18 protein-coding genes are annotated in these 23,025 nt (G+C 68.5%); 10 read left to right on the top strand and 8 right to left on the bottom strand.

All coding sequences use genetic code 11. The annotated features are described in order from the left end of the window. Positions 1-9: 9 nt before the first annotated feature. Genes ACFQ9R_RS11375 through ACFQ9R_RS11350 form a run of 6 tightly spaced genes read right to left on the bottom strand, consistent with a single transcriptional unit; the run spans position 10 to position 7,898 of the window. Positions 10-1,386, bottom strand: coding sequence for an acyl-CoA dehydrogenase family protein (locus tag ACFQ9R_RS11375; RefSeq protein ID WP_378990325.1), 1,377 nt, complete (start codon positions 1,384-1,386; stop codon positions 10-12). Continuing rightward, a complete protein-coding gene (locus ACFQ9R_RS11370) occupies positions 1,383-2,684 on the bottom strand; it encodes an acyl-CoA dehydrogenase family protein (RefSeq protein ID WP_378990324.1) in 1,302 nt (433 codons plus the stop codon). The genes ACFQ9R_RS11375 and ACFQ9R_RS11370 overlap by 4 nt, the downstream gene beginning before the upstream one ends. Then, positions 2,681-4,333, bottom strand: coding sequence for a dipeptide ABC transporter ATP-binding protein (locus ACFQ9R_RS11365; RefSeq protein ID WP_378990323.1), 1,653 nt, complete (start codon positions 4,331-4,333; stop codon positions 2,681-2,683). The genes ACFQ9R_RS11370 and ACFQ9R_RS11365 overlap by 4 nt, the downstream gene beginning before the upstream one ends. Further along, the gene (locus tag ACFQ9R_RS11360) at positions 4,330-5,214 is read right to left on the bottom strand and encodes an ABC transporter permease (protein WP_378990322.1); all 885 of its coding nucleotides are present in this window, start codon (positions 5,212-5,214) and stop codon (positions 4,330-4,332) included. The genes ACFQ9R_RS11365 and ACFQ9R_RS11360 overlap by 4 nt, the downstream gene beginning before the upstream one ends. Continuing rightward, positions 5,211-6,254 (bottom strand): ABC transporter permease, encoded by a 1,044-nt coding sequence (locus tag ACFQ9R_RS11355; RefSeq protein ID WP_378990321.1) that lies wholly within the window; start codon positions 6,252-6,254, stop codon positions 5,211-5,213. The genes ACFQ9R_RS11360 and ACFQ9R_RS11355 overlap by 4 nt, the downstream gene beginning before the upstream one ends. A gap of 9 nt (positions 6,255-6,263) precedes the next feature. After that, the gene (locus ACFQ9R_RS11350; RefSeq protein ID WP_378990320.1) at positions 6,264-7,898 is read right to left on the bottom strand and encodes an ABC transporter substrate-binding protein; all 1,635 of its coding nucleotides are present in this window, start codon (positions 7,896-7,898) and stop codon (positions 6,264-6,266) included. A 219-nt stretch (positions 7,899-8,117) separates the two neighbouring features. Between ACFQ9R_RS11350 and ACFQ9R_RS11345 the strand changes: the two genes are divergently transcribed. From ACFQ9R_RS11345 to ACFQ9R_RS11300, 10 genes are all read left to right on the top strand, one after another. After that, entirely contained in the window at positions 8,118-9,773 is a 1,656-nt protein-coding gene (locus ACFQ9R_RS11345; RefSeq protein ID WP_378990319.1) for an ABC transporter substrate-binding protein, read from the top strand. A gap of 3 nt (positions 9,774-9,776) precedes the next feature. After that, positions 9,777-10,730 carry an ABC transporter permease gene (locus tag ACFQ9R_RS11340; RefSeq protein WP_378990318.1) on the top strand — a complete coding sequence of 318 codons (954 nt, stop codon included), beginning with the start codon at positions 9,777-9,779 and terminating at the stop codon, positions 10,728-10,730. Next, positions 10,727-11,590, top strand: coding sequence for an ABC transporter permease (locus ACFQ9R_RS11335; RefSeq protein WP_378990317.1), 864 nt, complete (start codon positions 10,727-10,729; stop codon positions 11,588-11,590). Before ACFQ9R_RS11340 ends, ACFQ9R_RS11335 begins: the two co-directional genes overlap by 4 nt. After that, a complete protein-coding gene (locus tag ACFQ9R_RS11330; RefSeq protein WP_378990316.1) occupies positions 11,587-13,365 on the top strand; it encodes a dipeptide ABC transporter ATP-binding protein in 1,779 nt (592 codons plus the stop codon). The genes ACFQ9R_RS11335 and ACFQ9R_RS11330 overlap by 4 nt, the downstream gene beginning before the upstream one ends. 110 nt (positions 13,366-13,475) lie before the next feature. Then, positions 13,476-14,381 carry a LysR family transcriptional regulator gene (locus ACFQ9R_RS11325; protein WP_378990315.1) on the top strand — a complete coding sequence of 302 codons (906 nt, stop codon included), beginning with the start codon at positions 13,476-13,478 and terminating at the stop codon, positions 14,379-14,381. Between the two features lie 293 nt (positions 14,382-14,674). After that, complete coding sequence (locus ACFQ9R_RS11320; protein ID WP_378990313.1) at positions 14,675-15,865, top strand: acyl-CoA dehydrogenase family protein; 1,191 nt, start codon at positions 14,675-14,677, stop codon at positions 15,863-15,865. Next, positions 15,862-17,202, top strand: a complete 1,341-nt coding sequence (locus tag ACFQ9R_RS11315) for an LLM class flavin-dependent oxidoreductase (RefSeq protein ID WP_378990312.1) — start codon at positions 15,862-15,864, stop codon at positions 17,200-17,202. Before ACFQ9R_RS11320 ends, ACFQ9R_RS11315 begins: the two co-directional genes overlap by 4 nt. After that, positions 17,202-18,539, top strand: a complete 1,338-nt coding sequence (locus ACFQ9R_RS11310) for an NtaA/DmoA family FMN-dependent monooxygenase (protein ID WP_378990311.1) — start codon at positions 17,202-17,204, stop codon at positions 18,537-18,539. The genes ACFQ9R_RS11315 and ACFQ9R_RS11310 overlap by 1 nt, the downstream gene beginning before the upstream one ends. Before the next feature lie 17 nt (positions 18,540-18,556). After that, positions 18,557-19,600: an aldo/keto reductase gene (locus tag ACFQ9R_RS11305; protein ID WP_378990310.1), complete on the top strand. Its 1,044-nt coding sequence runs from the start codon at positions 18,557-18,559 to the stop codon at positions 19,598-19,600. Continuing rightward, complete coding sequence (locus ACFQ9R_RS11300) at positions 19,597-20,634, top strand: aldo/keto reductase (protein WP_378990309.1); 1,038 nt, start codon at positions 19,597-19,599, stop codon at positions 20,632-20,634. Before ACFQ9R_RS11305 ends, ACFQ9R_RS11300 begins: the two co-directional genes overlap by 4 nt. A gap of 207 nt (positions 20,635-20,841) precedes the next feature. On the opposite strand, the gene ACFQ9R_RS11295 is transcribed toward ACFQ9R_RS11300, so the two are convergent. Beyond that, positions 20,842-21,885 carry an LLM class flavin-dependent oxidoreductase gene (locus ACFQ9R_RS11295; RefSeq protein WP_378990308.1) on the bottom strand — a complete coding sequence of 348 codons (1,044 nt, stop codon included), beginning with the start codon at positions 21,883-21,885 and terminating at the stop codon, positions 20,842-20,844. Then, the gene (locus ACFQ9R_RS11290; protein ID WP_378990307.1) at positions 21,882-22,706 is read right to left on the bottom strand and encodes a DUF1684 domain-containing protein; all 825 of its coding nucleotides are present in this window, start codon (positions 22,704-22,706) and stop codon (positions 21,882-21,884) included. The genes ACFQ9R_RS11295 and ACFQ9R_RS11290 overlap by 4 nt, the downstream gene beginning before the upstream one ends. Positions 22,707-23,025: the final 319 nt, after the last annotated feature.

Raw genomic sequence — 23,025 nt, 5'->3', positions numbered from 1 at the left:
CTCGGTGGATCAGAACAGACCGGTGGTCGGGGGTTGTTCGCCCGTCAAGTGAAACGCGCCCGCGACGGCTTGCTTCCATTGGCGGGGGTTGTGGTTGGCGGCGGTGCGGGCATTGCGCCAGTGCCGGTCGAAGCCGAGGGCGCGGTCGGTGATCGATCCGCCACCCACGTCGAAGACGAGTTCGGCTGCGGCGAGCGCGGATTCGATGGCGATCACGCCCGCCTGGGCCACCTCGACCGCCGCCGCCGCACCCGCGGCTCTGGCATCGTCGCCGGTGCGCCCGCGGACACCTTCGAGGGTTTCGGCGGCCAGCAGGACTACCGCGCGCGCCGCCTGGGCGCGGGCGGCGATCTCGCCGACGGTCTGGCGGACATAGGGATCGTCGAGGCTGCTGGTAGCGGTGCTGTGTTTGATCGGGCGGGCCTTCTCCCGCACGTAGGCGACGGCGTCGTCCCGGGCTCGCGCGGCGATACCCGCCTGCACGGCGGCCAGATACAGCTGGGCGTAGGAGCCCTGCCACGGATTGTCGGGTTCGGTCTCCGGCGCCGGGGTGATCTCGTCGGCGCTCACTCGCACCCCGGTGAACCGGGTGGTCCCGCTGGCGGTGAGGCGCTGGCCGACCGCGTCGAAGTCGTCGAGTCGTCGCACCCCCGCGCGATCCACCGGCACGGTGAACCGCAGCACGGTCCCGTCCTCGGTCTGTGCCTGCGTGGAGAACCAGTTCGCGTACAGCCCACCGGTCGAGTAGTACTTCTCGCCGTCGATCACCCAGTCCACGCCGTCACGGCGGGCCGTCGCGTTGACCTGCCCGCTGGCACCGCCCGTGCGTTCATTGCTGGTACCCGCGAACAGGTCTCGGTCGCGTAGCCGTTGCAGCGTCTGCTCCCGGTGCGGCAGGTCAGGTCTGCCCGCCACCTGGTTCGCGGTCAGAAAACTGCTCCGCAATGCCTGCGCCACACTGGAATCGGCCCGCGCGATCTCGATCACCAGGTCGCTGACCTCGCGCAGCGACCCGCCCGCCCCGCCCTCTGCAGTGGCGATGCCGGTCAAGGCGATCCCTGTCTCGGCGAGCGCGCGCACCTGTGCGAAGGCGTAGTCGCGGTCGATCTCGCGTTGCCGCGCCGTCTCGGCGAGCTGCCGCAGGATCGGCGCCGCGGCGGCTCGGATACCCGCCACCGTGAGCGGATGGTCGGGCCTTGCCGACGGGGAACGCTGTGGTGTCCCTGCGATTTCGGTCTCCGACGCGGTGCCCTGAGTCGGGCCGATCGGCAGGCTACCGCTGCTGATACCCGGCACGGCGTCGAGTACCGGGAGAGAGGACGCGGCCGGTGCTGAACCGGTCGCGCCGGGTTCGAACAGGGATGCCGACTGGTCGACGGCGGTCATCGCGCGCCGTTCTGCGCGGCGTCGGCTGCCGCGGTCGCCTCGCCGTTGGCCGCGGCGACGGTGGCGTCCGGTGTGACCACCGAGGGGCGCTGCCGGTAGTAGCCCGGCACCGGCGCGTTGCCGTTGACAAGGAAGTCGCCGAGCACGCGCGGCTTGTAGATGACCGGGTTGTGCGAGGCAAGGGTGCGGGCATTGCGCCAATGCCGGTCCAGATGCACGCTGTTGCGGATCGTGGAGGACCCGCCCGCATCGAAAGCCCTTGTCGCGGCATCGAGTACGGCCTCGATCACCGCGATCTGCGCGGCGGAGGCATCGAGGTAGGCCCGGGTGTAGGCGGCCTCGTCCCCGGCCGCGTGCGCGGCCTCGAGCTGCTCGGCGGCATGCCGCAACAGGGTTTCGGCGGTGAGCCTGCGGGCTTCGAGCAGGCCGATCACCGACAGGACGTCGGGATCTTCGGTGGCGCGCTGGGTGAGCGCGTGCAGACTGGTGCGGGTGCGACCGCGCACGATCTCCGCCGTCTCGGCGACGATGCTGCGCGCGATCCCGGTCAGATTCGCCAGGTGCACGATCTGGACGAAGGAATCCAGACCGCGCAAGGACTCCTTGTACCGGCCGATATCGCCGTGCTCCTCGACCGGCACATCCTCGAAATAGGTCGTGCCGCTGCCGGTTTGACGCTGACCGATGCCGTCCCAGTCGTCGGCGTGGGTGACGCCGGGGTGCCGGGCCGGGATCACCACGAAACCGCGGGTGCCCTCGTCGTCGACCACGGCCGCGCGGATGTAGTCGGCGAATCGCGCGCCCGTCGAGTAGAACTTGGTGCCCGAGACCACGCGCACGCCGTCCTCGCCCACCCGGGCGCGCGTGGTGGTCACGCCCCAGCCCGCGGATTCACCCACCGCTTCGGCGACCAGTGCCGAGGGCTCGGACTGCGCGTTGCCGAACACCGCGCCCGCACCGATCGCCCGGAACCAGTGCTCGCGCACCACCGGATCGGTTTCGGCGCGCAGGATCTCGGTGGTGGTGAAATGCCCGCGCCAGATCTGCGGAATATTGGAATCGGCCTGCCCCGCCTCGGCCAGCAGCCCGAACAGCGTCGGCAGGTCGACGTCGAAACCGCCGTACTCCACCGGCACCCGCAATCGGCCGAAGCCCGCGTCGGCCAGCGCCTGGATCAGCGCGTCGGGGTGCTCGAAGGCGAGGTCGCGCTCGCCCGTGCCGGGGACGAACTCGGTCAGGATGGACCGGATGCGGGGGAGTGCCTCGGCCAGGGTGGCGGGCGCGATGGTGGTGGTCATGACAGTCCTCCGATGAGGTCGCGGCCGGCGATCGCGTCGAGCAGACGCACGGTGTAATCGTCGGTGGGAGAGGAGAAGACCTGGTCCACGGTGCCTTGTTCGACGATGCGGCCTTCGCGCATCACCGCGACGCGATCGGAGATCGCGCGCACCACGGCCAGGTCGTGAGAGATGAAGACGTAGGTGAGCCCGCGTTCTTCCTGCAGGCCGCGCAGCAGGTCGAGGATCTGCGCAGCGACCGAGACGTCCAGCGCCGAGATGGGCTCGTCGAGCACGATCACCTTCGGCTCGAGCACCAGCGCGCGAGCGATGGCCACCCGCTGACGTTGCCCGCCCGACAATTCGCGCGGATGCCGGTCGACGAAATCGGCGGGCAGGGCGGCGGCCTCGAGCGCGGCCACCACCCGATCCCGATTCGGCCTGCCGCGGCGCAGCCCACGGCGCGGCTCGAACGAGCGCAGCGGCTCGTCCACCACGTCGTAGACGTCGAAGCGCGGATCGAACGAGGAATACGGGTTCTGGTACACGATCTGCACGTCGCGGCGCAGCGGACGGAACTCCCGGCGGCTCAGCCGGGTGATGTCGGTACCGAGCAGTGTGACCCGACCCGAGTCCGCCTCGGTGAGCCCGGTGAGCACCCGCGCCGTCGTCGACTTCCCGCTGCCGGATTCGCCCACGATGGAATAGGTTTCGCCGCGTCGCACCCGGAACGAGATGCCGTCGACGGCGGGTATGCCGCCGTAGTCCTTGCGCAGCTCGTCGACCTCGATGACCGTTTCGGTGCCGACCGCGACCGGTGTGCGGTCGCGGACCCACGGCCGCCGCGACGGCACGCTGTCGAGCAGTCGCCGGGTGTAGGCGTGCTGCGGGTCGGCGACCAGCTGCGCGGTCGGCCCGAACTCGACCAGCTCGCCCTGGTGCAGCACGCCGATCAGGTCGGAGCGATCGGCGGCCACGCCGAGATCGTGGGTCACCAGCACCACGCTGGTCCCCGTGCGCAGCCGGACCTCGTCGAGCAGGTCGAGCACCTGCTTCTGCACCGTCGCGTCCAGCGCCGAGGTCGGCTCGTCGGCGATGATCAGATCCGGTTCGGCCGCGACCGCGGCGGCGATGAGTACCCGCTGGCGCATCCCGCCCGAGAGTTCGTGCGGGTACTGGCGATAGCGGCGCTCGACGTCGGTGAAGCCGACCAGTTCGAACAGTTCGTGCACGCGTTCGCGGCGAGCGTCGGCATCGAGCTCGGTGTGCAGCCGCAGCACATCCTCGACCTGGTGTCCGACCCGGCGCACCGGGTCGAGCGAGACGGTCGGATCCTGGGGGATCAGGCTGATCGCGTGTCCCCGGATCGAGCGCCAGCCTTTCGCGCTCAGCTCGGTGAGGACCTGGTCGCGGAAGGTGATGGTGCCGCCGGTGACCTCGCCGTTGCCGGGGAGCAGCCCGAGCACGGCGTGGGCGGTGGTGGTCTTGCCCGAACCGGACTCGCCGACCAGCGCCAGCACGGTGCCGGGCGGGACGTCGAAGGAGACGTCGCGCACCACCGGGGAGACCCGGTCGTCCACCCGGTAGCCCACGCGCAGGTTCGCTACGCGCAGCACCGGCCGCACCTCGACTTCTATTGTAGGCGTTGATATTTCGTGGACGACGCTCATGCGGAGCCCCTCCTGGAGAGATGGCGGGACAGGTGATTGGTCGCCAGCACCATCACCACGATGGTGAGCCCCGGCCACAGCGTCAGCCAGCCGCGCGTGGCGATGTAGTTGCGCCCGTCGGAGACCAGCCGGCCCCATTCCGGGTCCGGCGGCTGCGCACCGAGCCCGAGGAAGCTCAGCGAGGCGATCCAGATGATCGCGATGCCGAACTGCACGGTGACCAGCGAGACGGTCGGCGCGATCGAATTGGGGATCACGTGTCGCAGGAGAATCGCGCCGGTCGAGGCCCCGCTGGTGGTGGCTGCCTCGACGTAGGTGCTCGTGCGGGCCTTGACCACCTCCGAGCGGATGAGTCGCGCGAAGGTCGCCGACGAGGTGAGCCCGACCGCGATCCCCGCCTGCCACACTCCGAAACCGAGCAGCACCACGATGGTGATGGCCAGCAGGAAGCCAGGAATCGACAGCACCACGTCGATGAGCCGCATCACCGCGCTGTCGGGGAACCCGGCGAACCAGCCCGCGACCGCGCCGAGCAGGGAGCCGACGAGCACACCGACACCGACGGCGATCGCCGAACCAAGGAGTGAGGGCCGCGCGCCGTAGACGATGCGCGCGTAGAGATCCCGGCCGAGCTGATCGGTGCCGAACCAGTGTTCGCCCGAGGGCGGCTTCAGCTTCTGGGCCGGATTCACCGCGAGCGGGTCGTAGCCGGTGAACAGCTGCGGCACGATCGCCCACGCCAGGATGGTGACGACCACCAGCAATGCCAGCGCGACTGTCCAGTGCCGACGGGTCCATCGCAGCGCGGACCATGCCCGACCCGCAGTTTCCGTCGAATCTGGCTGGGCTGGAACAGCTTCGATCTTTTCGAGTGTCGTCATGGCATCGCCACCTCGGCAGGCAGTCGACGCGGCACCGCCGCGACGACCGGAACGGATACGGTGGCCTGCTTGCGTACGGCCGATCGCGACCGGGTGACCCGGTGCGTGCGCCCGTCCACCAGCACCCGCGGATCGATGAACGGATAGGCCAGGTCCACCGCGAGATTCACCAGCACATAGGCCACCGTCGAGAGCAACACCACCCCCTGCACCACCGGCAGGTCCTGGGTGTCGACCGCGCCGACGGTGAGCTGGCCGATGCCCTGTCGCGCGTACACCGACTCGGTCACCACCGCACCGGCGATCAGTTCACCGAAGGCCAGCCCGAGCAGCGTGAGCACCGGCAGCGACGAATTGCGCAGCACATCTTTGCGGAAGATGTAGCCCTCGCTCGCGCCCCTGGCCGCCACCACGTGCACGAACGGTCGCTGCCGGGTGGTGCGCACCGAGGTGGCGAACACCTGGGCCAGCGGCGCGGCCACGATCAGCCCCAGTGTCGCGGCGGGCGCGATGAGCGCGAGCACTGTGCCGTCGTCGACCGAGGGGATCAGGTGCCAGCGGAACGAAAGATATTGCAGCACCAGCACACCGACGACGAAGGTGGGAACCGAGGCGAACAGCGCGGGCGCGGAATCGAAGACGCCGCGCAGCCACGTCCACGGCGCGTAGTTGGCTGCCACCGCGACGACACCGGCGAAGATCAGCCCGAACACCAGGCCGAGTCCGGTCAGGGTCAGTGTCGAGGGCAGCGCCTCGGTGACCGCGTGCGTCACCGGCCTTCCCGAGGTGAGCGAGAATCCGAGGTCACCGTGCAGCAGGGCCCACAGCGCGTGCAGGTACTGCTCCCAGGCCGGCCGGTCGAGCCCGTAGAACTCGAGCATCAACCGGCCCGCCTCCGGCGTGATCTGCGCTTCCGGGTTCTGGATGCGGTTGTTCACCGAATCCCCGGGCAGCGCGCTGAGCAAGATGAACGACAGGGTGTAGGCGGCCCAGAGGACCAGTACCGCCTGTACCAGCCGCCGCAGAACGTAGATGCGCATCGCCGGCTCCTACCCGGTGATCCAGGTGTCGTAGAGCCAGGTGCGGGCCGTGGACTCGGTGGTGAAACCGTGCACGGTCGGCGCCAGGCCGAACACCTGGGTCTCGTCGTAGAGCGGAATGGCGTAGCCCTCGCCGAAGACCCGGTCCTCGACCGCCTGGATGGCCTTGGTCCGCGCGGCCGGGTCGAACTCGAAGGCCTGCGCGCGCACCAACTCGTCGAGCTTCGCGTCCGGCACGGGCGCGAAGAACTCGTTCTGTGCGGTGCTGTCGAACGCGGTGCGCAGTACGTCGGCCTCGGCGCGCGAGGTCTGGCCCTGCACCAGCGCCCAGTTGTCGGGACGGGAATTACGGATCGACTCGTATTCGGTCTGCGACACGGTGTGGATCACCAGATCGACGCCTGCCTTCTTCCACTGGGACTGCAGTAGTTCCAGCACCGGCTGCGACACCTGGTAGAACGGTGCCACCCAGACCTCGAACTGCAGGCGCTTGCCGTCCTTGGCCCTGATGCCGTCGCCACCCTTCTTCCAGCCCGCGCCCTCGAGCAGCGAGTTGGCCTTGTTCAGGTCGTAGCCGAGGTACTTGCCGGCGTCGCCGCGATTGGGAGTGTCCTTGACCAGGATGCTGTTCGGGATCGGGTAGCTCGGCGAGAGCACCGTCTCGTTGATCTCCTTGCGATCGGTGGCGGCCTGAAGGGCCAGGCGCACCTCCTTCTCCACGATCGGCGTGGCCGAATCCAGCTGCACCGACAGCTTGTTGGTCTGGCCCTGCACCGCGAACGCCTCGATCCGGCCACCGTTGGCGGTCACCGTCTCCTCGTCGTAGGGGCTGATGTTGCGCGCGATGTGCGCCTCACCCGACTGCAGCGCACCGACCCTGGTCCCGGCTTCCGGCACGGTCTTGAAGACCACCCGCTCCAGGTAGGCCTTGCCCTGGTGGCCCGAACCCGTCGGCGCCCAGTTGTAGTCCTCGCGCCGCTTCAGGGTGATGCCGGTGTTGCCGGTGACCGACTCCACCACGAACGGACCGGACCCGATCCAGTTCTTGGCCTGACTCTGCCCGTTGAGGTCCCGCTCCAGGAACGGCTTCGCCAGAATGGACCCGGCCCGGTAGAACGAAGCCACCTGCAGGAAACCGGCATTGGGCTTGGTGAAGGCCACCTCGACGGTCAGCGGATCGATCACGGTCGAAGCCCGGTAGTCGGAGAAGAACCGGTCCGGCGGAACGCCGAGTGCCTTGTCGCCGAGAGCGTGCTGGTCGTAGTTGGCTTTCACGACCGCCGCATCGAGCGGGTCACCGTTGCTGAACGTGACTCCCGCGCGCAAGCGGAAGGTGTACTTCAGCTTGTCGGGGCTGACCTCCCACGACGTGGCCAGCCAGGGCTTGATCTCCCCGGTCTCGGGATCCTGCCAGGTCAGGCGCTCGGCAAGATTGTTGGCGACCTGACTGTTGGACCAGATCGAGTTGACCGGCGTCCACGCTGTGTACTCGATGGGATCGTAGAAGTTCAGCGTGCCACCGAAAACCGGGTCGCCTGCCGCCTCGTTCTGCGACGACGGCCCACCACACGCGGCCAGCACGGTGGCGAGGGCGATGGCCGCGGTGCCGGTGGCCAGAAGGTGACGGAATCGAATATTCCTCATGTGGTCGTGGGTCTTTCGTCGGAGCGGACTGTGTTGCTTACACTCCGGAGGTTAAGTCCGCGACCGTCACATTCCGCGATTTCGGATCGCCAAGAATGCCTACACCATTATTCAAGTTTCGCTTCACGATCGGGTGGCGTGCTCGATTCACTAAAACTGAACAAATCACGAAGTGCAACTTGGTTGTTCGCGCACTTGTCGTTGTGCAGACTTCGCGAAATGTCATCGAAAAGATTCTCCGCGGCGACGATGCTCGTGGCCGTCACCCTCGTCGCCTCCGTGCTGACGAGCTGCGCGGCCTCGGGTAACCGGGTCGCGGGCAACGACGACGCGGGCCCGCCGGTCGCCGGTGGGACCCTGCGTTTCGCCGTCCTCGACGCACCCGCCAACCTCGATCCGCATTCGGGCAGTTCGTATCCGGAGTCGCTCATCACGAGCAACATCACCGACAAATTGACCTACCAGAATCCTGAAACCGGGGCCATCGAACCGTGGCTGGCCAAGTCCTGGGATATCAATCCGGAGCTGACCGAATTCACCTTCCGGCTCCGCGACGACGTCACCTTCACCGACGGTTCGAAATTCACCGCCGATTCGGTGAAAGAGAATTTCGACCTGCTCGGATTCGGTGACAAGGCGCTGGGCATCGTGCCGGTGACCGCGTACTGGGTCGGCTACACCAGCACCACGGTGCTCGACCCGGCGACGGTCAAGGTCGTCTTCAATCGACCGAACGCCGGTTTCCTCCAGGCACTTTCGCTGTACTTCTCCGGCATCGTCGGTCACTCGACCCTGCAGCTGACCAAAGAGCAGCGCGCGCTGGCGCAGAATCTGGTGACCACGGGTCCGTTCGTCGTCGCCGAGCACGTCTACCAGCAGAAAACGGTGCTGAAGAAGCGTCCCGGATACAACTGGGCGCCCGCCAGCCGCAAACACAACGGCGAGGCCTACCTCGACGCCGTGGAGATCTCGGTGATTCCCGAGGCCGCGGTCCGCACCGGTGCGCTGCGCGCGGGTCAGGTCGACGCGATCCTCGACGTCAACAACACCGACGAGGCGCCGCTGAAAGCCGAGGGCTACCGGATCGTGCCGCAGTTGATTCCCGGGCGCGATATCTCCTTCGACCTCAAGACCGACCGGTTCCCGACCGACGACCGTGCCGTGCGGGAGGCCGTGAAGCTGGGCTGGAACCGCGACGCGCTCGCCAAGACGGTGCTCACCTCGAGCTACAAGGTCTCGAGCTCGGTGATCTCCTCGCGCGTGCCCGGCCACGTCGACTTCTCCGCGGAACTGAAGCAGGACCGGACCAAGGCCGAGCAGATCCTCGAATCAGCGGGGTGGAAGAAGGGCTCCGACGGTATCCGGGTGGACGCGCAGGGCCGCCGACTCGAACTCGCCCTGCTCGGCATCAACAACCTGGTCAACAACAAGCCCGCCTACGAGCTGATCCAGCAGGATCTGCGCAAGATCGGCATCGACCTGAAACTCGACGTGCTGCCGATCCCGGACTACACCGCCGCCGCCACCCAGCAGAAACGCTGGAACATCCAGGTGGCCAACCAGAGTCGCGCCGATGTGGCGGTGCTCGAGCAGGTGTACTCGCCGCAGTACACCAACTCCTCGAAGCTGGCGCCGGAGAACCCGCTCTACCAGCAGGCGATCGACAAGCTCAGCGCGGTGAGCAAGACCCTCGACCCGGGCAAGCGCGCCGAGGCCGCCGAGGCGGCGCAGCGGTTCCTGCTCGTGGACCAGGTGCTCACCGTGCCGGTGTACAACCCGGCGCAGGTGACCGCGGCATCCCCGCGGGTGCACAACGTGGGCTATGAAGCGCAGTCGCGCAACGTCTTCTACGACACCTGGATCGAGCCGAGGTAACCGATGTCGCGCTATGTGCTCGCCAAGCTGGGGCAGGCGGTGTTCGTGGTGTGGGGCGCCTACACCCTCACCTTCGTTTTGCTGTTCGTGCTGCCCTACGACGCGGTCGACTTCCTGTTCGACCCGTCGCAGGGCGACTTGATCTCCGAGGAGGACAAACAGAACTCACGGGAGTACTTCGGCCTGGACCAGCAGCTGGTCGGGCAGTACACGCACCGGCTGTTCGCCGCGCTGACCGGTGATTTCGGGGTGTCGACCCGCACCGGTGAGCAGGTGTGGCCGCTGATCATGTCGGTGCTGCCGCACACTGCCCTGCTGGCGGGCGCCGCGCTGGTCCTCGCCGTCGCGCTGGCCTTCGCCGTCGCCGCCACCGCGGGCTACACCCGCACCAAATGGGTCGCCGATCTGGTCGCGACCCTGCCCGCGGCGGGGGTGTCGGTGCCGGTGTTCCTGGTGGGACTCGCACTGCTGCAGGTGTTCTCGTTCCAGCTGGGCTGGTTCCCGCCGATCGGCAACGAAGGCTTCGGCGCGCTGGTGTTGCCCGCGGTGACGCTGGCGATACCGGTGTCGGCGCCGATCGCGCAGCTGCTGATCAAGAACTTCGACGCCGAACTGCACGCCGGGTATGTCACGGTGTCGGTGGCCAAGGGCGCGACGCGGCTGTGGGTGTTGGTACGGGAGGTATTGAAGAACGCCGCCCTGCCCGCGCTCACGATCGCCGGTGTCACCTTCGGCAACCTGCTCGCCGGCGCGGTGATCGTCGAAACCGTGTTCTCCCGTGCGGGATTGGGCCGCTTGACCGAAACGGCGGTGCGCACCCAGGACGTGCCGCTGGTGCAGGCGGTGGTGGTGTTCGCCGCGCTGGTTTTCGTGACGGTGAACTTCCTCGTCGATCTCGTCTATCCACTGGCGGATCCGCGGCTGCGGTCCCGTGTGCGAGCAAGGACCTCCGCATGACCGTCCTCGACAACGACATCCGTACCGCACCGACGGTTCCCGATCGCGTGCGCACCGCGACCGCGGCGATCACCGCCGCGCCGGGGCTGACCCTGGCGTGGCTGGTGCTCGCCACCGTGCTCGCCTGGGCGCTCGTCCCGTCCCTGTTCACGAAGTACTCACCCTTGGAAGGTGATTCGGACGCAAGCTTCAGCGCGCCGAGTCTCGAGCACCTGTTCGGCACCGACCGCCTCGGCCGCGATCTGCTCGCCCGCACCATCTACGGCACCTCGACCACACTCACCGCGACCCTGCTCGCGGTGGCCCTGGGGTTCGTGATCGGGTCGGCGATCGGGCTGCTCAGCGGGTTCCTCGGGGGCCGGGTCGACGCGGTGATCATGCGCTTCGTCGACGTCCTGCTGGCCATCCCGAGCCTGCTGCTGGCCATGACCGTGGTCACCGCGCTGGGCTACGGCACCGTGAATATCGCTGTCGCCGTCGGTATCTCGGCGGTGGCGGCGTTCGCGCGGGTGATGCGCTCGGAGGTGCTCAAGGTCGCGGGCACCGACTACGTCGAGGCCGCCTACGGCTCCGGGGCCGGTTTCGGACGGGTCGTGGTGCGGCACGTGCTGCCGAACTCGGTCTCGGCGGTGCTGTCACTGGCCGCGCTCGAATGCGGCACGGCGGTGCTGGCCGTGGCGGCGCTCGGCTTCCTCGGCTACGGCGCACCGCCGCCGGACCCGGAATGGGGCCTCGCGGTCTCCGAGGGCAGGGACTTTCTGGCCACCTACCCGTGGATCTCGCTGCTGCCCGGCATCGTGATCGCCGTGGTCGTGCTGTCCACCAATCGAATCGGGCGAGCGTTGGGAGAGAAGCGATGAGCGAGAAGGAAACCCTGCTGCGGATCGAGGACCTGTCCGTGCGCTACCGCGTCCGCGGCGCGGACGGGCAGGCCGCGGTCGACGGTGTGTCGCTGACGGTGGGCCGGGGCGAATTCGTCTCGATCGTGGGCGAATCCGGGTCCGGCAAGAGCACCACCGTCCATGCCGCGCTGCATCTGTTGCCCCCATCGGCGCGGGTCGAGGCCACGGCACTGGCGTTGAACGGGCACGACACCGCGTCCTGGAACGACCGCAAGCTCGCCCGATTGCGCGGCCCGTTCGTCGGTTTCGTGCCCCAGGACCCCGGCACCTCGCTGAACCCGGTCAAACGGGTCGGCACCCAGGTGCTCGAGGCCTTGCGACTGCACCGGCGCGTCGAATCCGGGCCGGGTCGCGACCTCGCGGTGGCGAAACTGGCCACGGCGGGATTGCGCGAGCCGGAACGGGTGTACCGGCAGTACCCGCACGAACTGTCCGGCGGCATGAAACAGCGGGTGCTCATCGCTATCGCGCTGGCCAACGACCCCGCGCTGCTGGTGGCCGACGAGCCGACCTCGGCCCTGGACGTCACCGTGCAGAAGGTGATCCTCGACCACCTCGCCCACCTGCGCGACACCCTCGGCCTCGGCGTCCTGCTCGTCACCCACGACCTGGGCGTGGCCGCCGAACGATCCGACCGCCTGATCGTGATGCAGCAGGGCCGCATCGTCGAAGAGGGCCCGGCCGGCCGCATCCTGGCCGATCCCCGACACGACTACACGCGCCGACTGGTCGCGGCGGCGCCCACCCAGGTGAGCACCCGCCTGACGAGCACCGAGCCCCGTCTCGAACCAGGTGGCCCGTCCGCCTGCGGCCCGGCGTCGGTTCCCGGAGAATCGGTTTCGTCGACAGGGACCGGATCGTCGGCCGTGCGTGCGCGGTCGGCGCCGACGTCCATCAGTTCGTCGACGGGCCGGGCGACGCCTGTGCCGAAAGCGGCCAGGCCGCTGCTCGAGGTCCGGGAACTGACCAAGACCTTCGCGCACGGTGGTGTGCGCGCGGTCGACAACGTCTCCCTGGCCGTCCGCGCGGGAACAACGCACGCGCTGGTGGGGGAATCGGGGGCGGGCAAGTCGACCGTCGCCCGGATAGCCGCGGGCTTCACTTCACCGGACTCGGGGCAGGTGTGGTTCGACGGCGCCCGCATCGACGGGCTCTCACGCGGGAAACTTCGTCCGATCCGTCGCGAGATCCAGTTCGTATATCAGAACCCGTATTCGTCGCTCGACCCGAAGTTCACCGTGGAGCAGATCATCGCCGAACCGCTCGTCGCACTCGGCCTGCTCCCGCGTGGGCCACGACGCAGCGATCGGGTGCGCGAACTGCTCGATGAGGTCGCCCTGTCGCGAGAACACCTGGCGCGCAAGCCTGCCGAACTCTCGGGTGGTCAGCGTCAACGCGTCGCTGTGGCCCGCGCGCTCGCCGCTGGACCGCGCGTGCTGGTCCTCGACGAGGCGGTCTCGGCTCTCGATGTCTCGGTGCAGGCGCAGATCCTGCGTTTGCTGGTCGATCTCCAGCACCAGCAGGGTCTGACGTACCTGTTCATCACCCACGACCTGGGTGTGGTGCGGCTGGTCGCGGACGAGGTGACGGTGATGCGCGCGGGTTCGGTGGTCGAATCCGGTGCTGTCACCGATGTTTTCGAGAAACCCACCCAGGACTACACCCGACGGCTGCTCGACGCGGTACCGGTCGGTACGGGCACGCCCGTCGCCGTCGATGCCGTGGTGGCGTGATCGGCGAAGCGCAGCTGCACAGAATCGCTCTGATCGTAAGGATTTCCTGGAATGTCGCTACTGCGGATGATGGGCGAATCCGGACGCCAACCGGTCGAAGCGAGGAATTCATGTACGACATTCGACGCCTTGTCCTGTTGCGCGATCTCGCCGAGCGAACCACCATGACCGCCGTATCGGAATTGCACGGGATCACCACCTCGGCGGTCTCGCAACAGTTGCGCATTCTCGAAGAGGAAGTGGGCGCGGTGCTCACCCGCCGTGAAGGCCGGGTGTTGCGCCTGACCCACGCGGGCCGGGTGCTGGTGGACTACACCTCGCGGATCATCACCGCGCTCGAGGAAGCCGAGAGCGCGGTGGCCGCCACCGCCGAGGCCATCACCGGTGTACTCACCCTGGCCACCTTCCGCACCGCGCAGACCCGGCTCGCGCTGCCCGCGGCGGCGAGGCTGATGAACGAGAACCCCGGCCTGCGGGTGCAGGTGGTCGACCTGATCCCGGTGGATGCGGTGCCCGCGGTACGCCAGCAGGAGGTCGACATCGCGATCACCTATTCGTACTCGTTCCGGGCTCGGGATCTGCCGCTCGGGCTGTCCTCGGAGTTCCTGTTCGACGATCCGCTCGTGCTGCTCGCCCCACCCGGCCTGCGGGAACGGGCCCGCCAGCAGGGCTTGTCCGCGGTGCGCGACGCCGACTGGATCGCCGCCCGCGACGGCGCGCCGTCGATCGTGTCGGTGATGTACGCCTGCCGTGAGGCCGGGTTCGCCCCGCGGATCGAGCATCGCAGCGGCACCTTCGCCGGGATGGCCGAGATCGTCGACCACGGGCTGGGCGTGGCGGTGGTACCGGAGATGTCGGTGCCACCGGAGTACCGGCACCTGATCGCCTGCACCATCGCCAACGGGTCGCGCCAGGTCGGCGTGACCTATCGGCAGGCCTCCCTGGAAAGGCCCGCTGTCGCCGCGGCCATACGCATGCTGCGCACCATCGCGGCGCCCGAGCAGTTGGCGTCCTGATCCCGGTCGACGATCGAGAAAAACTGAACGAATCCGGTAGACCGGCTGTCTTGTTCGGTGACATCGGAGGTTCCGATACTGGATTGCGGAGACCGAACGTGGAAAGGAGGTCTCGTGGAATTGCCGAATATCCGGATCGAGGCCGCCGCCACGGCTCCGCCCTGTCGTCGCTGATTTCGACGATCCACTTCATCGCGCCCCGATTCCCTTTCCGGTGAATTCCGGTGCGCCGCACAGATCTGCGTTCGACCGCCGCCGAGCGGTCGTGACGCGACCAGGAGAGTGACACCCGCATGACCGCTGTGGCACCAGCACACACCGTGCACGGTCTCGACGAGGACGCGTTCGCCGACGCGCTCGCACTGATCGCCGATCGCGCCGCCGAACACGACCGGGCGGGGGCCTTTCCGTTCGCAGCCTTCGAGGCGCTGCGCGCGATCGGCGCGCCCGCGCTCACGGTTCCGGTGGAATACGGCGGTCTCGGAGCGGGTCTCGCCGAGGCGGTCGAGGTGATCGAACGCGTCGGCGCCGCCGACCCGTCGGTCGGACTGATCCTGCAGTGGAACTACACCAACCATCTGAGCCTGCTCCGCGACGACAGCCCGTGGCCCGCCGAACTGAAGGAACTGGTGCTGCGCTCGGCCGCGACGGACGGCGCGCTGATCAACGGGCTCGCCGTCGAACGCGAACTGGGCAGCCTCTCCCGAGGCGGCATTCCGGCCACCACCGCCACCCGCCTGCCCTCGGGGGACTGGCGAATCGACGGTGAGAAGGCCTACGCCACCGGCATTTCCGGGCTGAGCTGGTTCACCGTCACTACCAGCACCGCCGAACCGAGCCCGCGTGTGGCGACCTTCCTGCTCGACCGCACCGCCACCGACTGGCACGTCGAACCGACCTGGAATCACCTGGGCCTGCGCGCTTCCGACACTCAGTCGGTGGTCTTCGACGGCACGGTCGTCGCCGAAGCCAGGCTCGTCGACCTGCGTGACCCCAACGGCGGCTCCGCCAAGATTCGCCGAGCCGGGCGCCAATCGCTGCCCCTGCTGTTGGCCGCGAACTACAACGGCGTCGCGATCGCGGCGCGGGACTGGCTGGTGCGCTACCTGCACACCAGAGTGCCCACCGCACTGGGTGATTCGCTGGCCACCGTGCCGCGTTTCCACGACCGTGTGGGTGAGATCGAAGCCTGGATCCAGACCAGCCGCGCACTGGTGCGCCAGGGCGTGGCGAGCCTGGCCGACGACGAGCACGGCCGCCTGCCCGCACTGGCCAAACATGTGGCCACCTCCACCGCCATCCGGGTTACCGAATCCGCGCTCGACCTGACCGGCAACCCCGGCCTCGACCGACGACATCCCCTCGAACGCCACCATCGCGATGCCATGGTCGGGCGAATCCACTTCCCGCAGAGCGATTTCGTGCTCGCCGATCTCGGTCGCGCCGCGCTGGCGACGGGCCGTGCCAAGGAGGAACAGCCGTGACCCGCCGACAGGTCCACCTCAACGTCAACATTCTCAACGCCGGCGTGTTCGGCGGCTCGTGGCGCTTCCCCGGCACCGACCCCGCCGCGAGTTTCACCCTCGACCACTACGTGCGCATCGCCCAGCGCGCCGAGGAAGCCAAGTTCGACGCGATCTTCCTCGCCGACGGGCCCGCCATCCGCGAGGACATCCGGTACCGGCCGTTCAACAGCCTCGAACCGACCGTGATCCTGGCCGCCCTCGCCGCGGCCACCGAGCGCGTCGGCCTCATCGCCACTCTGTCGTCGAGCTACAACGACCCCTACGACGTCGCCCGCCGCTTCGCCTCGCTCGACCTGCTCAGCGGCGGTCGCACCGGCTGGAACGTGGTCACCACCGCCGGTGTCGACGCGGCGCGCAACTTCGGCTTCGACGCCGAACCGGCCCACGCCGCCCGCTACGAACGCGCCGCCGAATTCGTCGAGGTGGTGCGCGCGCTCTGGAACAGCTGGGAGCCCGACGCGCTGATCGGCGACAAGGCCACCCACCGCTTCGCCGACTACACGCGCATCCACGCCGTCGATCACCACGGCCCGCACTTCGACGTGGCCGGTCCGCTGAATGTTCCGCGCTCGCCGCAGGGCGAACCGGTGGTCGTGCAGGCCGGTGCGTCGAAAGACGGCCGGGCACTGGCCGCCCGGGTCGGCGAGGTGATCTTCACCGCCGCCCAGACCGCGGACGAGGCGGGGGAGTACTACCGCGACGTGAAGGCGCGTGCCGTCGGCTACGGGCGCAGGGCCGAGGACGTGCTGATCCTGCCCGGCCTGTCCACCGTGCTCGGTTCCACCGAAGCCGAGGCCGCCCAGCGCCGTGAACTGCTGGCCGAACTCGTGCCACCGGACTACGCGCTCGATCGGCTCGCCACCCAGCTCGGCGTCGACCGTGACGATCTCACCCTCGACGGCCCGCTCCCGTGGCACCTGCTGGCCGACCCCGACGAGGCGGGCGGGTCACAGACCTTCTACAAGATCGCCGTGGGCCTGGCCCGGCGCGAGAACCTGACGGTGCGTCAGCTGCTGCGGCGCCTCGGCGGCGGCGCGGGCCACCGCATCGTCACCGGCACACCGGAACAGGTCGCCGACGCGATCATCGACTGGGTCGAGGCGGGCATCGCCGACGGCTTCAACCTGATGCCCGATGTCCTGCCCGGCGGCTTCGACGACTTCGTCGACGGTGTCGTGCCGATCCTGCGCGAGCGCGGCGTGTTCCGCACCGACTACGAGGCGACCACCCTGCGCGGTCACCTCGGTCTGCCCGTTCCCACCTACCCGGGCACCATCGCAGAAGGGGCTGACTGATGGCACGCAGACTGCACTTCCTCGTCAACGTCGGCAGCGCCGGCTACCACCCGGCCGCCTGGCTCGAACCGACCCTGCCCGCCGACGCCTTCATCCAGCTCTCGCACTACCAGCGGGTCGCGGCCGAGGCCGAACGCGGCGGACTCGACGGCCTGCTGTTCCCCGATATCCCGGTGCAGCAGCCCGGCATCGCCCGAGCGCCCGCCGCCACGCTCGACCCGATCCTGCTCAGCTCGGCGCTGGCCGTGACGACCGAGCGCATCGGGCTGATCCCCACCGCGACCACCTCGCTGAACCTGCCCTACAACCTGGCCCGGCGGATCCTCTCGCTCGACCACGTGAGCGGGGGCCGAGCGGGCTGGAATGTGGTCACCACGTTCGAACCGAACGCCGCCCGCAACTTCGGCATCGCCGAGCTGCCCGAGCGCGACGAACGGTACCGGCGTGCCGCCGAGTACGTCTCCCTGACCGAGAAGCTCTGGGACAGTTGGGAATCCGATGCGCTGATCGGCGACCAGGAAGCCGGTGTCTTCGCCGATCCGGATCGGGTACACGCGGTGGATCACCGGGGCGAGTTCTATTCCGTCGCCGGTCCACTGAATGTGCTGCGCTCTCCGCAGGGTCGCCCGGTTCTCGTGCAGGCCGGAGCCTCCCCGCAGGGCCGGGCCTTCGCGGCCGCCCATGCCGAGGCGATCTACACGACCCAGCTCAGCCTGTCTGCCGCGCGTAGCTTCTCGGCCGAGATCCGCTCGGCAGCGGTGGCTTCCGGCCGCGACGGCGACGCGATCCGGATCCTTCCCGGCCTGGTCCCGGTGATCGGGTCCACCGAAGCCGAGGCCCGCGCACAGTTCGACGAGTTGCAGGGGCGGCTGCACCCCGACAGCGCTCCGGTGCGCCAGTTCGCCCGCTGGCTCGGCTATCCCGACGTCGAACTCGACCTCGACTCCCCGCTGCCGCACCAGCTCACCACGCTGCCCGCCGACCGGATCGGCCCGCAGGGCTTCTTCGCCTCCCTCACCGGCTACGCGCTCGAAACCGGCCACACCGTGCGGCAATTGCTCACCGAGTTCCTGGGCGGGCACCGCGTGGTGATCGGGACACCTCAGACGGTCGCCGACCACATCGAGCTGTGGCACCGCAACGCGGGCATCGACGGCTTCACCATCATCCCCGCCGTCCTGCCCGGCTACCTCACCGACTTCGTCGACCAGGTCGTGCCCGAACTGCGCAAGCGCAGGCTCTTCCGTCGCGAATACGAACACACCACCCTGCGCGGCCACCTCGGCCTGTCCGAACCCGCGAACTCCTTTGCCCGCGAAACCGTTTCCACAACCTGAAAGTGACAACCCACTCCATGACACTGCGACACCTCGGCCGCACCGGCGTACTGGTGAGCCCGCTCACGCTGGGCGCCATGAACTTCGGCGCCTGGGCCAACCCCGACCACGACGACGCGGCGACGATCATCCACCGCGCCCTGGACGCGGGCATCAACGTCGTCGACACCGCCGACGTGTACTCCCAGGGTGAGAACGAACAGATCGTGGGTAAGGCCCTGCGCGGCCGCCGCGACGACGTGGTCCTCGCCAGCAAGTTCCACGGCCAGATCGGCACCGACCCGAACAGTCGCGGCAACTCCCGGCGCTGGATCGTCCGCGCCGTCGAGGACTCGCTGCGCCGCCTCGGCACCGACCACCTCGACCTCTACCAGGTGCACCGCCCCGACCCGGACGTCCCGCTGGAGGAGACACTGCGCGCGCTGGACGATCTGGTGCGCGCGGGCAAGATCCGCTACTACGGCACCACGACGTTCGAACCGCATCAGCTGGTCGAGGCGCAATGGGTGGCTCAGGACCGCAACCTGGCGCGTCCGGTCACCGAGCAGCCGCCGTACTCGATCCTGGCTCGCGGCGCCGAACGCGCCACCCTGCCGATCGCCGAACGGCACGGCCTCGGCGTACTCACCTGGAGTCCGCTCGCGGGCGGCTGGCTCTCCGGCCGCTACCGGGCGGGGGAGACCGCGCCCGAGTCGAGCAGGCTCGCCCGGCAGCCGCACCGGCACGACCCCGAACTGGCAGCCAACCAGCGCAAGCGCGCCGCCGCCGAGGAATTGGCGAAACTCGCCGACGAAGCGGGCATTTCGCTGGTGCATCTGTCGCTGGCGTTCGTGCTCCAGCATCCGGCGGTGAGCACCGTCATCATCGGGCCGCGCACCCTGGCCCACCTCGAGACCCAGCTCGGCGCCGTCGATGTGCGGCTGAGCACCGAGGTGCTCGACCGCATCGACGAGATCGTCGCGCCCGGAACCACACTCAGCCCCGCCGACGAGGGCTACCTGCCGCCCTCGCTCACCGACGCGGCCGTCCGCCGCCGCACGACGATCGGAGCCACCCGATGAGCCTGTCCGACCTGCGCCTGCTCGGCCGTACCGGAGTCCGGGTGAGCCCGTATGTGCTCGGCACCATGAACTTCGGTTCCCGTGGCGGCACCACCCACGAAGAATCGATCGCGCTGATCCATCGGGCGCTGGACGCCGGAATCAACATCATCGACACCGCCGACACCTATTCGCGGGGCGAATCCGAGATCATCGTCGGGAAGGCGCTGCGCGACCGTCGCGACCAGGTGATCCTGGCCAGCAAGTTCCACAACGCCGTCGACGACGACCCCACCCACCGGGGCAACTCCCGGCGCTGGATCGTCCGTGCCGTCGAGGACTCGCTGCGTCGCCTCGACACCGACCACCTCGACCTCTACCAGGTGCACCGCCCTGAATCGGTGACCGCACTCGAGGACACCGTCGCCGCTCTCGACGACCTCGTCCGCGCGGGCAAGATCCGCTACTACGGCACCTCGGTCTTCTCGCCCGGCGAACTGGTCGAAGCCCAGTGGATCGCCGACCGGGCCAAGGCCAATCGCTCTGGCGCCGAACAGGTTCCGTATTCACCGCTGATTCGCGGCATCGAACGCGAGACCCTGCCGATCGCCCGCAAGTACGGACTCGGCGTCATCACCTACGGCCCGCTCGCCGCGGGGTGGCTCTCTGGTGGGTACCGCCTCGGCGCACCTCAACCGAGTTCGCATCGGGCCGAACTGATCCCGGGTCGATTCGACATCGACGCACCCGCCAACGCGGCCAAACTCGCCGCCGCCGACGCGCTCGCCGTCCTCGCCGAGGAATCCGGACTCACGCTCATCCAGCTCGCGATCGGTTTCGTGCTCGCCCACCCCGATGTCACCGCCGCCATCATCGGCCCGCGTACCGGCGAACACCTCGACGCCTATCTGGGTGCGACCGATGTCGTCCTGAGCGAGGAGATCCTCGACCGCATCGACGAGATAGTCCCGCCCGGCACGATCTTCGCCGACCGGGACACCGGCAAGATCCCCGACGCGCTGGCCGACCCCGCCCTGCGCAGACGCGCCGCCTAGCCCATCCAGTGATCGCTGAGGGAGACGTAATCCCTCTTCCTCAGCGATTTCCGGGTGGCGGCAGCGACTTCGGTTGATTGTTCGCCGCCCGGCACACGGGATCACCGTCGCGATCCATCGGCGCGGATCGAGGCCGTGCCGGTGTTGTGCTCGCTCCCAACCGGTGTTGTGCTCGCTCCTACGCTCGGCGATGCACCGAGCGGCTGGTCACGCCGACGTACTCGCCGCGTTCGTGAACGTCGGTTTCCAGCCCAGTTCGGGAGCGATCAGGTGCACGGTGTCGTGCAGGATCTGCTCGTAATCCTCACGGTGGAATTCGTAAGGCAATTCCAGGCGCAGCTCCGAGGTCTGCGCGAGCACCGGGTCAGCTCGCAGCTGTTCCAGGATCTGCTCCGCGGTGCCGACGATGTCCGGCGCGAACAGAATTCGGCGTTCACCTTGCGGGCCGAGAGTGCGGTCGTGGCGGCTCGCGGCGTAGGCACGGTAGCGCTCGCGGGTCGCAGGGTCGGCGCTGTCGAACGGCACGATCACACGTCCGACCGCCACGCGGGCGGGTCGAGCCGGGTCGATCAGGCGGCGGTAGTCCGCGATCAGGGTCAGCTGGGAGGTGGTGAAATCGTCACTGGCGTCACCGAAAACGATGTTGCCGCTGAGCAGGTTCAGTCCGTTCTCCGCGGTCCAGTGCACGGATCGGATGCTCCCGCCGCCGTACCACACACGATCGGCGAGGCCGGGGCTGTGCGGCTGCAGACGGGGACGCTGAGTGTTGCCCGGTGACTGGATGACGGTGTCGGCGTCGCCGAGATAGTCCCCGCGCAGGTTCTCGAGCAGACGGGCCACCCGGCCGTAGGACAGGTCGAAGCTGCGCCAGTCACCATCGAAGACCAGGTCACCGATGAGATCGGCGTGCGGTGGGGTGCCCGCGCTGAAACCGGGCTGTAGTCGGCCCTGTGACAGCACATCGGCCAGCGACAGGTCCTCGGCCAGCCGGAACGGGCTCTCGTAACCGATCGGAATGACCGCGGCGCCCAGCTCTACTCGGCTGGTGCGCTGGGCGGCGGCGGCCAGGAAGACCGCCGCCGAACCCACGCCGTGCTCGAGATGACGCTGCCGGATCCACGCACCGTCGAAGCCGAGGCGCTCGCCGTATTCGAACAGCTGCAGCGTGTCCTCGAGCCCGGTGTACGGATCGTCGTCGAGGTAGTTGCCCGGCGTCAGGAACGCCAGCGTGCTGATCTGCGGTGAGTTCATCCCTGGCGCTCGTAGGGGATCTTTTCCCCCGCCTCGACCGCGATCGGGAGCCTGTTCTCGGCGGGCGGCAGCGGGCAGGTCGCGAGATCGGTGTAGGCGCACGGCAGGTTGACCGCCCGATTGAAATCGAGCACGACAGTGCCGTCGGGCGCCGGAGTCGACACCTGCACAATGCGATTCGCGGCGTAGGTGGTGACTCCGGAAGTGGTATCGGTGAACAGCACCGACAGGTCGCCGGGATTCCGGCCGGGGAACGCGGTCAGCCGCAGCGGTTGACCGTCGATGTCGAACTCGACCTGTCCCGGTGCGTCGTAGACATGTTCGAGCCCTTCAACCGAGGCGCCGACGGTGGTCGGTCGCGGCTGCTCGAACCGAACGTAGCGACCCGTCACCACCCATTTCGGGTCCGGCGCGAACGCGGGTGTGCCCCGAAACGCGGTGCGCAACTGGTTGTTCGGGTGCCGAGGGCGAACGATGTCGTTGCCACCACGGCGCGCGACCTCGATCACCGCGTCACCCCACACCGCGTTCACCCCGTCGCGCTCGGCGATCGCGCCGAACTCGTAACGGCCGTGCACCGGTGTCCCCTCGACGACCAATTCCTCGCCCTCATCGAGAACCACGACCACACCGCCGGCACCGGTGGACCAGGTGCCGGGCGCGTCGGTGAACCGCTCCGGGGTTTCGGTGAGCCAGTGCAGGTTCGTGATGGCCAGGAATCCGTGCCGGTCAGCCAGTCGCGCCTCCTGTTGACGGTGCCATTGCTGCCATTCGGCGGTGAAGCTGTCTACCTCGGCGACCGGGGTTTCCTGTGCTGCCATGGCATCGATACAACCCGACACCACCGCCCACGAACAGAATTGCGCTCAACCCGAACAGAAGTCACCATTGCTCGACTCGTCCCATTCTCCCTCTGTTCGCGCAGGTAGATGGCTAGCTGTATGTCCCGAAGCTGCCGGGCGCTTCCCGCAGATACCCGTGTAAACCGGCGTGCAAATCGTAGAAACACAACTGCGATGGGAACGGGGGGGCGGCGGGTGGAGCTGCTGCCCGTGGCGGTGGGTGGGTGCCTGATCAGCCGCCCAGCGGTATCCGTCTGTGGTCGTGCCTGGTGCCCGCCGGCACGCGGGAGGCGAAGAG

The organism is Nocardia sp. NPDC056541 (assembly GCF_042794235.1).
GTDB lineage: Bacteria > Actinomycetota > Actinomycetes > Mycobacteriales > Mycobacteriaceae > Nocardia.
The sequence above is the reverse complement of the archived record's forward strand: the minus strand, read 5'-3'. Positions and strand labels throughout refer to the sequence as shown.

Coding starts and splice junctions, on each gene's coding strand:
- ACFQ9R_RS11375 (WP_378990325.1), bottom strand. CDS start 1,386: ATGACCGCCGTCGACCAGTCGGCATCCCTGTTCGAACCCGGCGCGACC.
- ACFQ9R_RS11370 (WP_378990324.1), bottom strand. CDS start 2,684: ATGACCACCACCATCGCGCCCGCCACCCTGGCCGAGGCACTCCCCCGC.
- ACFQ9R_RS11365 (WP_378990323.1), bottom strand. CDS start 4,333: ATGAGCGTCGTCCACGAAATATCAACGCCTACAATAGAAGTCGAGGTG.
- ACFQ9R_RS11360 (WP_378990322.1), bottom strand. CDS start 5,214: ATGACGACACTCGAAAAGATCGAAGCTGTTCCAGCCCAGCCAGATTCG.
- ACFQ9R_RS11355 (WP_378990321.1), bottom strand. CDS start 6,254: ATGCGCATCTACGTTCTGCGGCGGCTGGTACAGGCGGTACTGGTCCTC.
- ACFQ9R_RS11350 (WP_378990320.1), bottom strand. CDS start 7,898: ATGAGGAATATTCGATTCCGTCACCTTCTGGCCACCGGCACCGCGGCC.
- ACFQ9R_RS11345 (WP_378990319.1), top strand. CDS start 8,118: ATGTCATCGAAAAGATTCTCCGCGGCGACGATGCTCGTGGCCGTCACC.
- ACFQ9R_RS11340 (WP_378990318.1), top strand. CDS start 9,777: ATGTCGCGCTATGTGCTCGCCAAGCTGGGGCAGGCGGTGTTCGTGGTG.
- ACFQ9R_RS11335 (WP_378990317.1), top strand. CDS start 10,727: ATGACCGTCCTCGACAACGACATCCGTACCGCACCGACGGTTCCCGAT.
- ACFQ9R_RS11330 (WP_378990316.1), top strand. CDS start 11,587: ATGAGCGAGAAGGAAACCCTGCTGCGGATCGAGGACCTGTCCGTGCGC.
- ACFQ9R_RS11325 (WP_378990315.1), top strand. CDS start 13,476: ATGTACGACATTCGACGCCTTGTCCTGTTGCGCGATCTCGCCGAGCGA.
- ACFQ9R_RS11320 (WP_378990313.1), top strand. CDS start 14,675: ATGACCGCTGTGGCACCAGCACACACCGTGCACGGTCTCGACGAGGAC.
- ACFQ9R_RS11310 (WP_378990311.1), top strand. CDS start 17,202: ATGGCACGCAGACTGCACTTCCTCGTCAACGTCGGCAGCGCCGGCTAC.
- ACFQ9R_RS11305 (WP_378990310.1), top strand. CDS start 18,557: ATGACACTGCGACACCTCGGCCGCACCGGCGTACTGGTGAGCCCGCTC.
- ACFQ9R_RS11300 (WP_378990309.1), top strand. CDS start 19,597: ATGAGCCTGTCCGACCTGCGCCTGCTCGGCCGTACCGGAGTCCGGGTG.
- ACFQ9R_RS11295 (WP_378990308.1), bottom strand. CDS start 21,885: ATGAACTCACCGCAGATCAGCACGCTGGCGTTCCTGACGCCGGGCAAC.
- ACFQ9R_RS11290 (WP_378990307.1), bottom strand. CDS start 22,706: ATGGCAGCACAGGAAACCCCGGTCGCCGAGGTAGACAGCTTCACCGCC.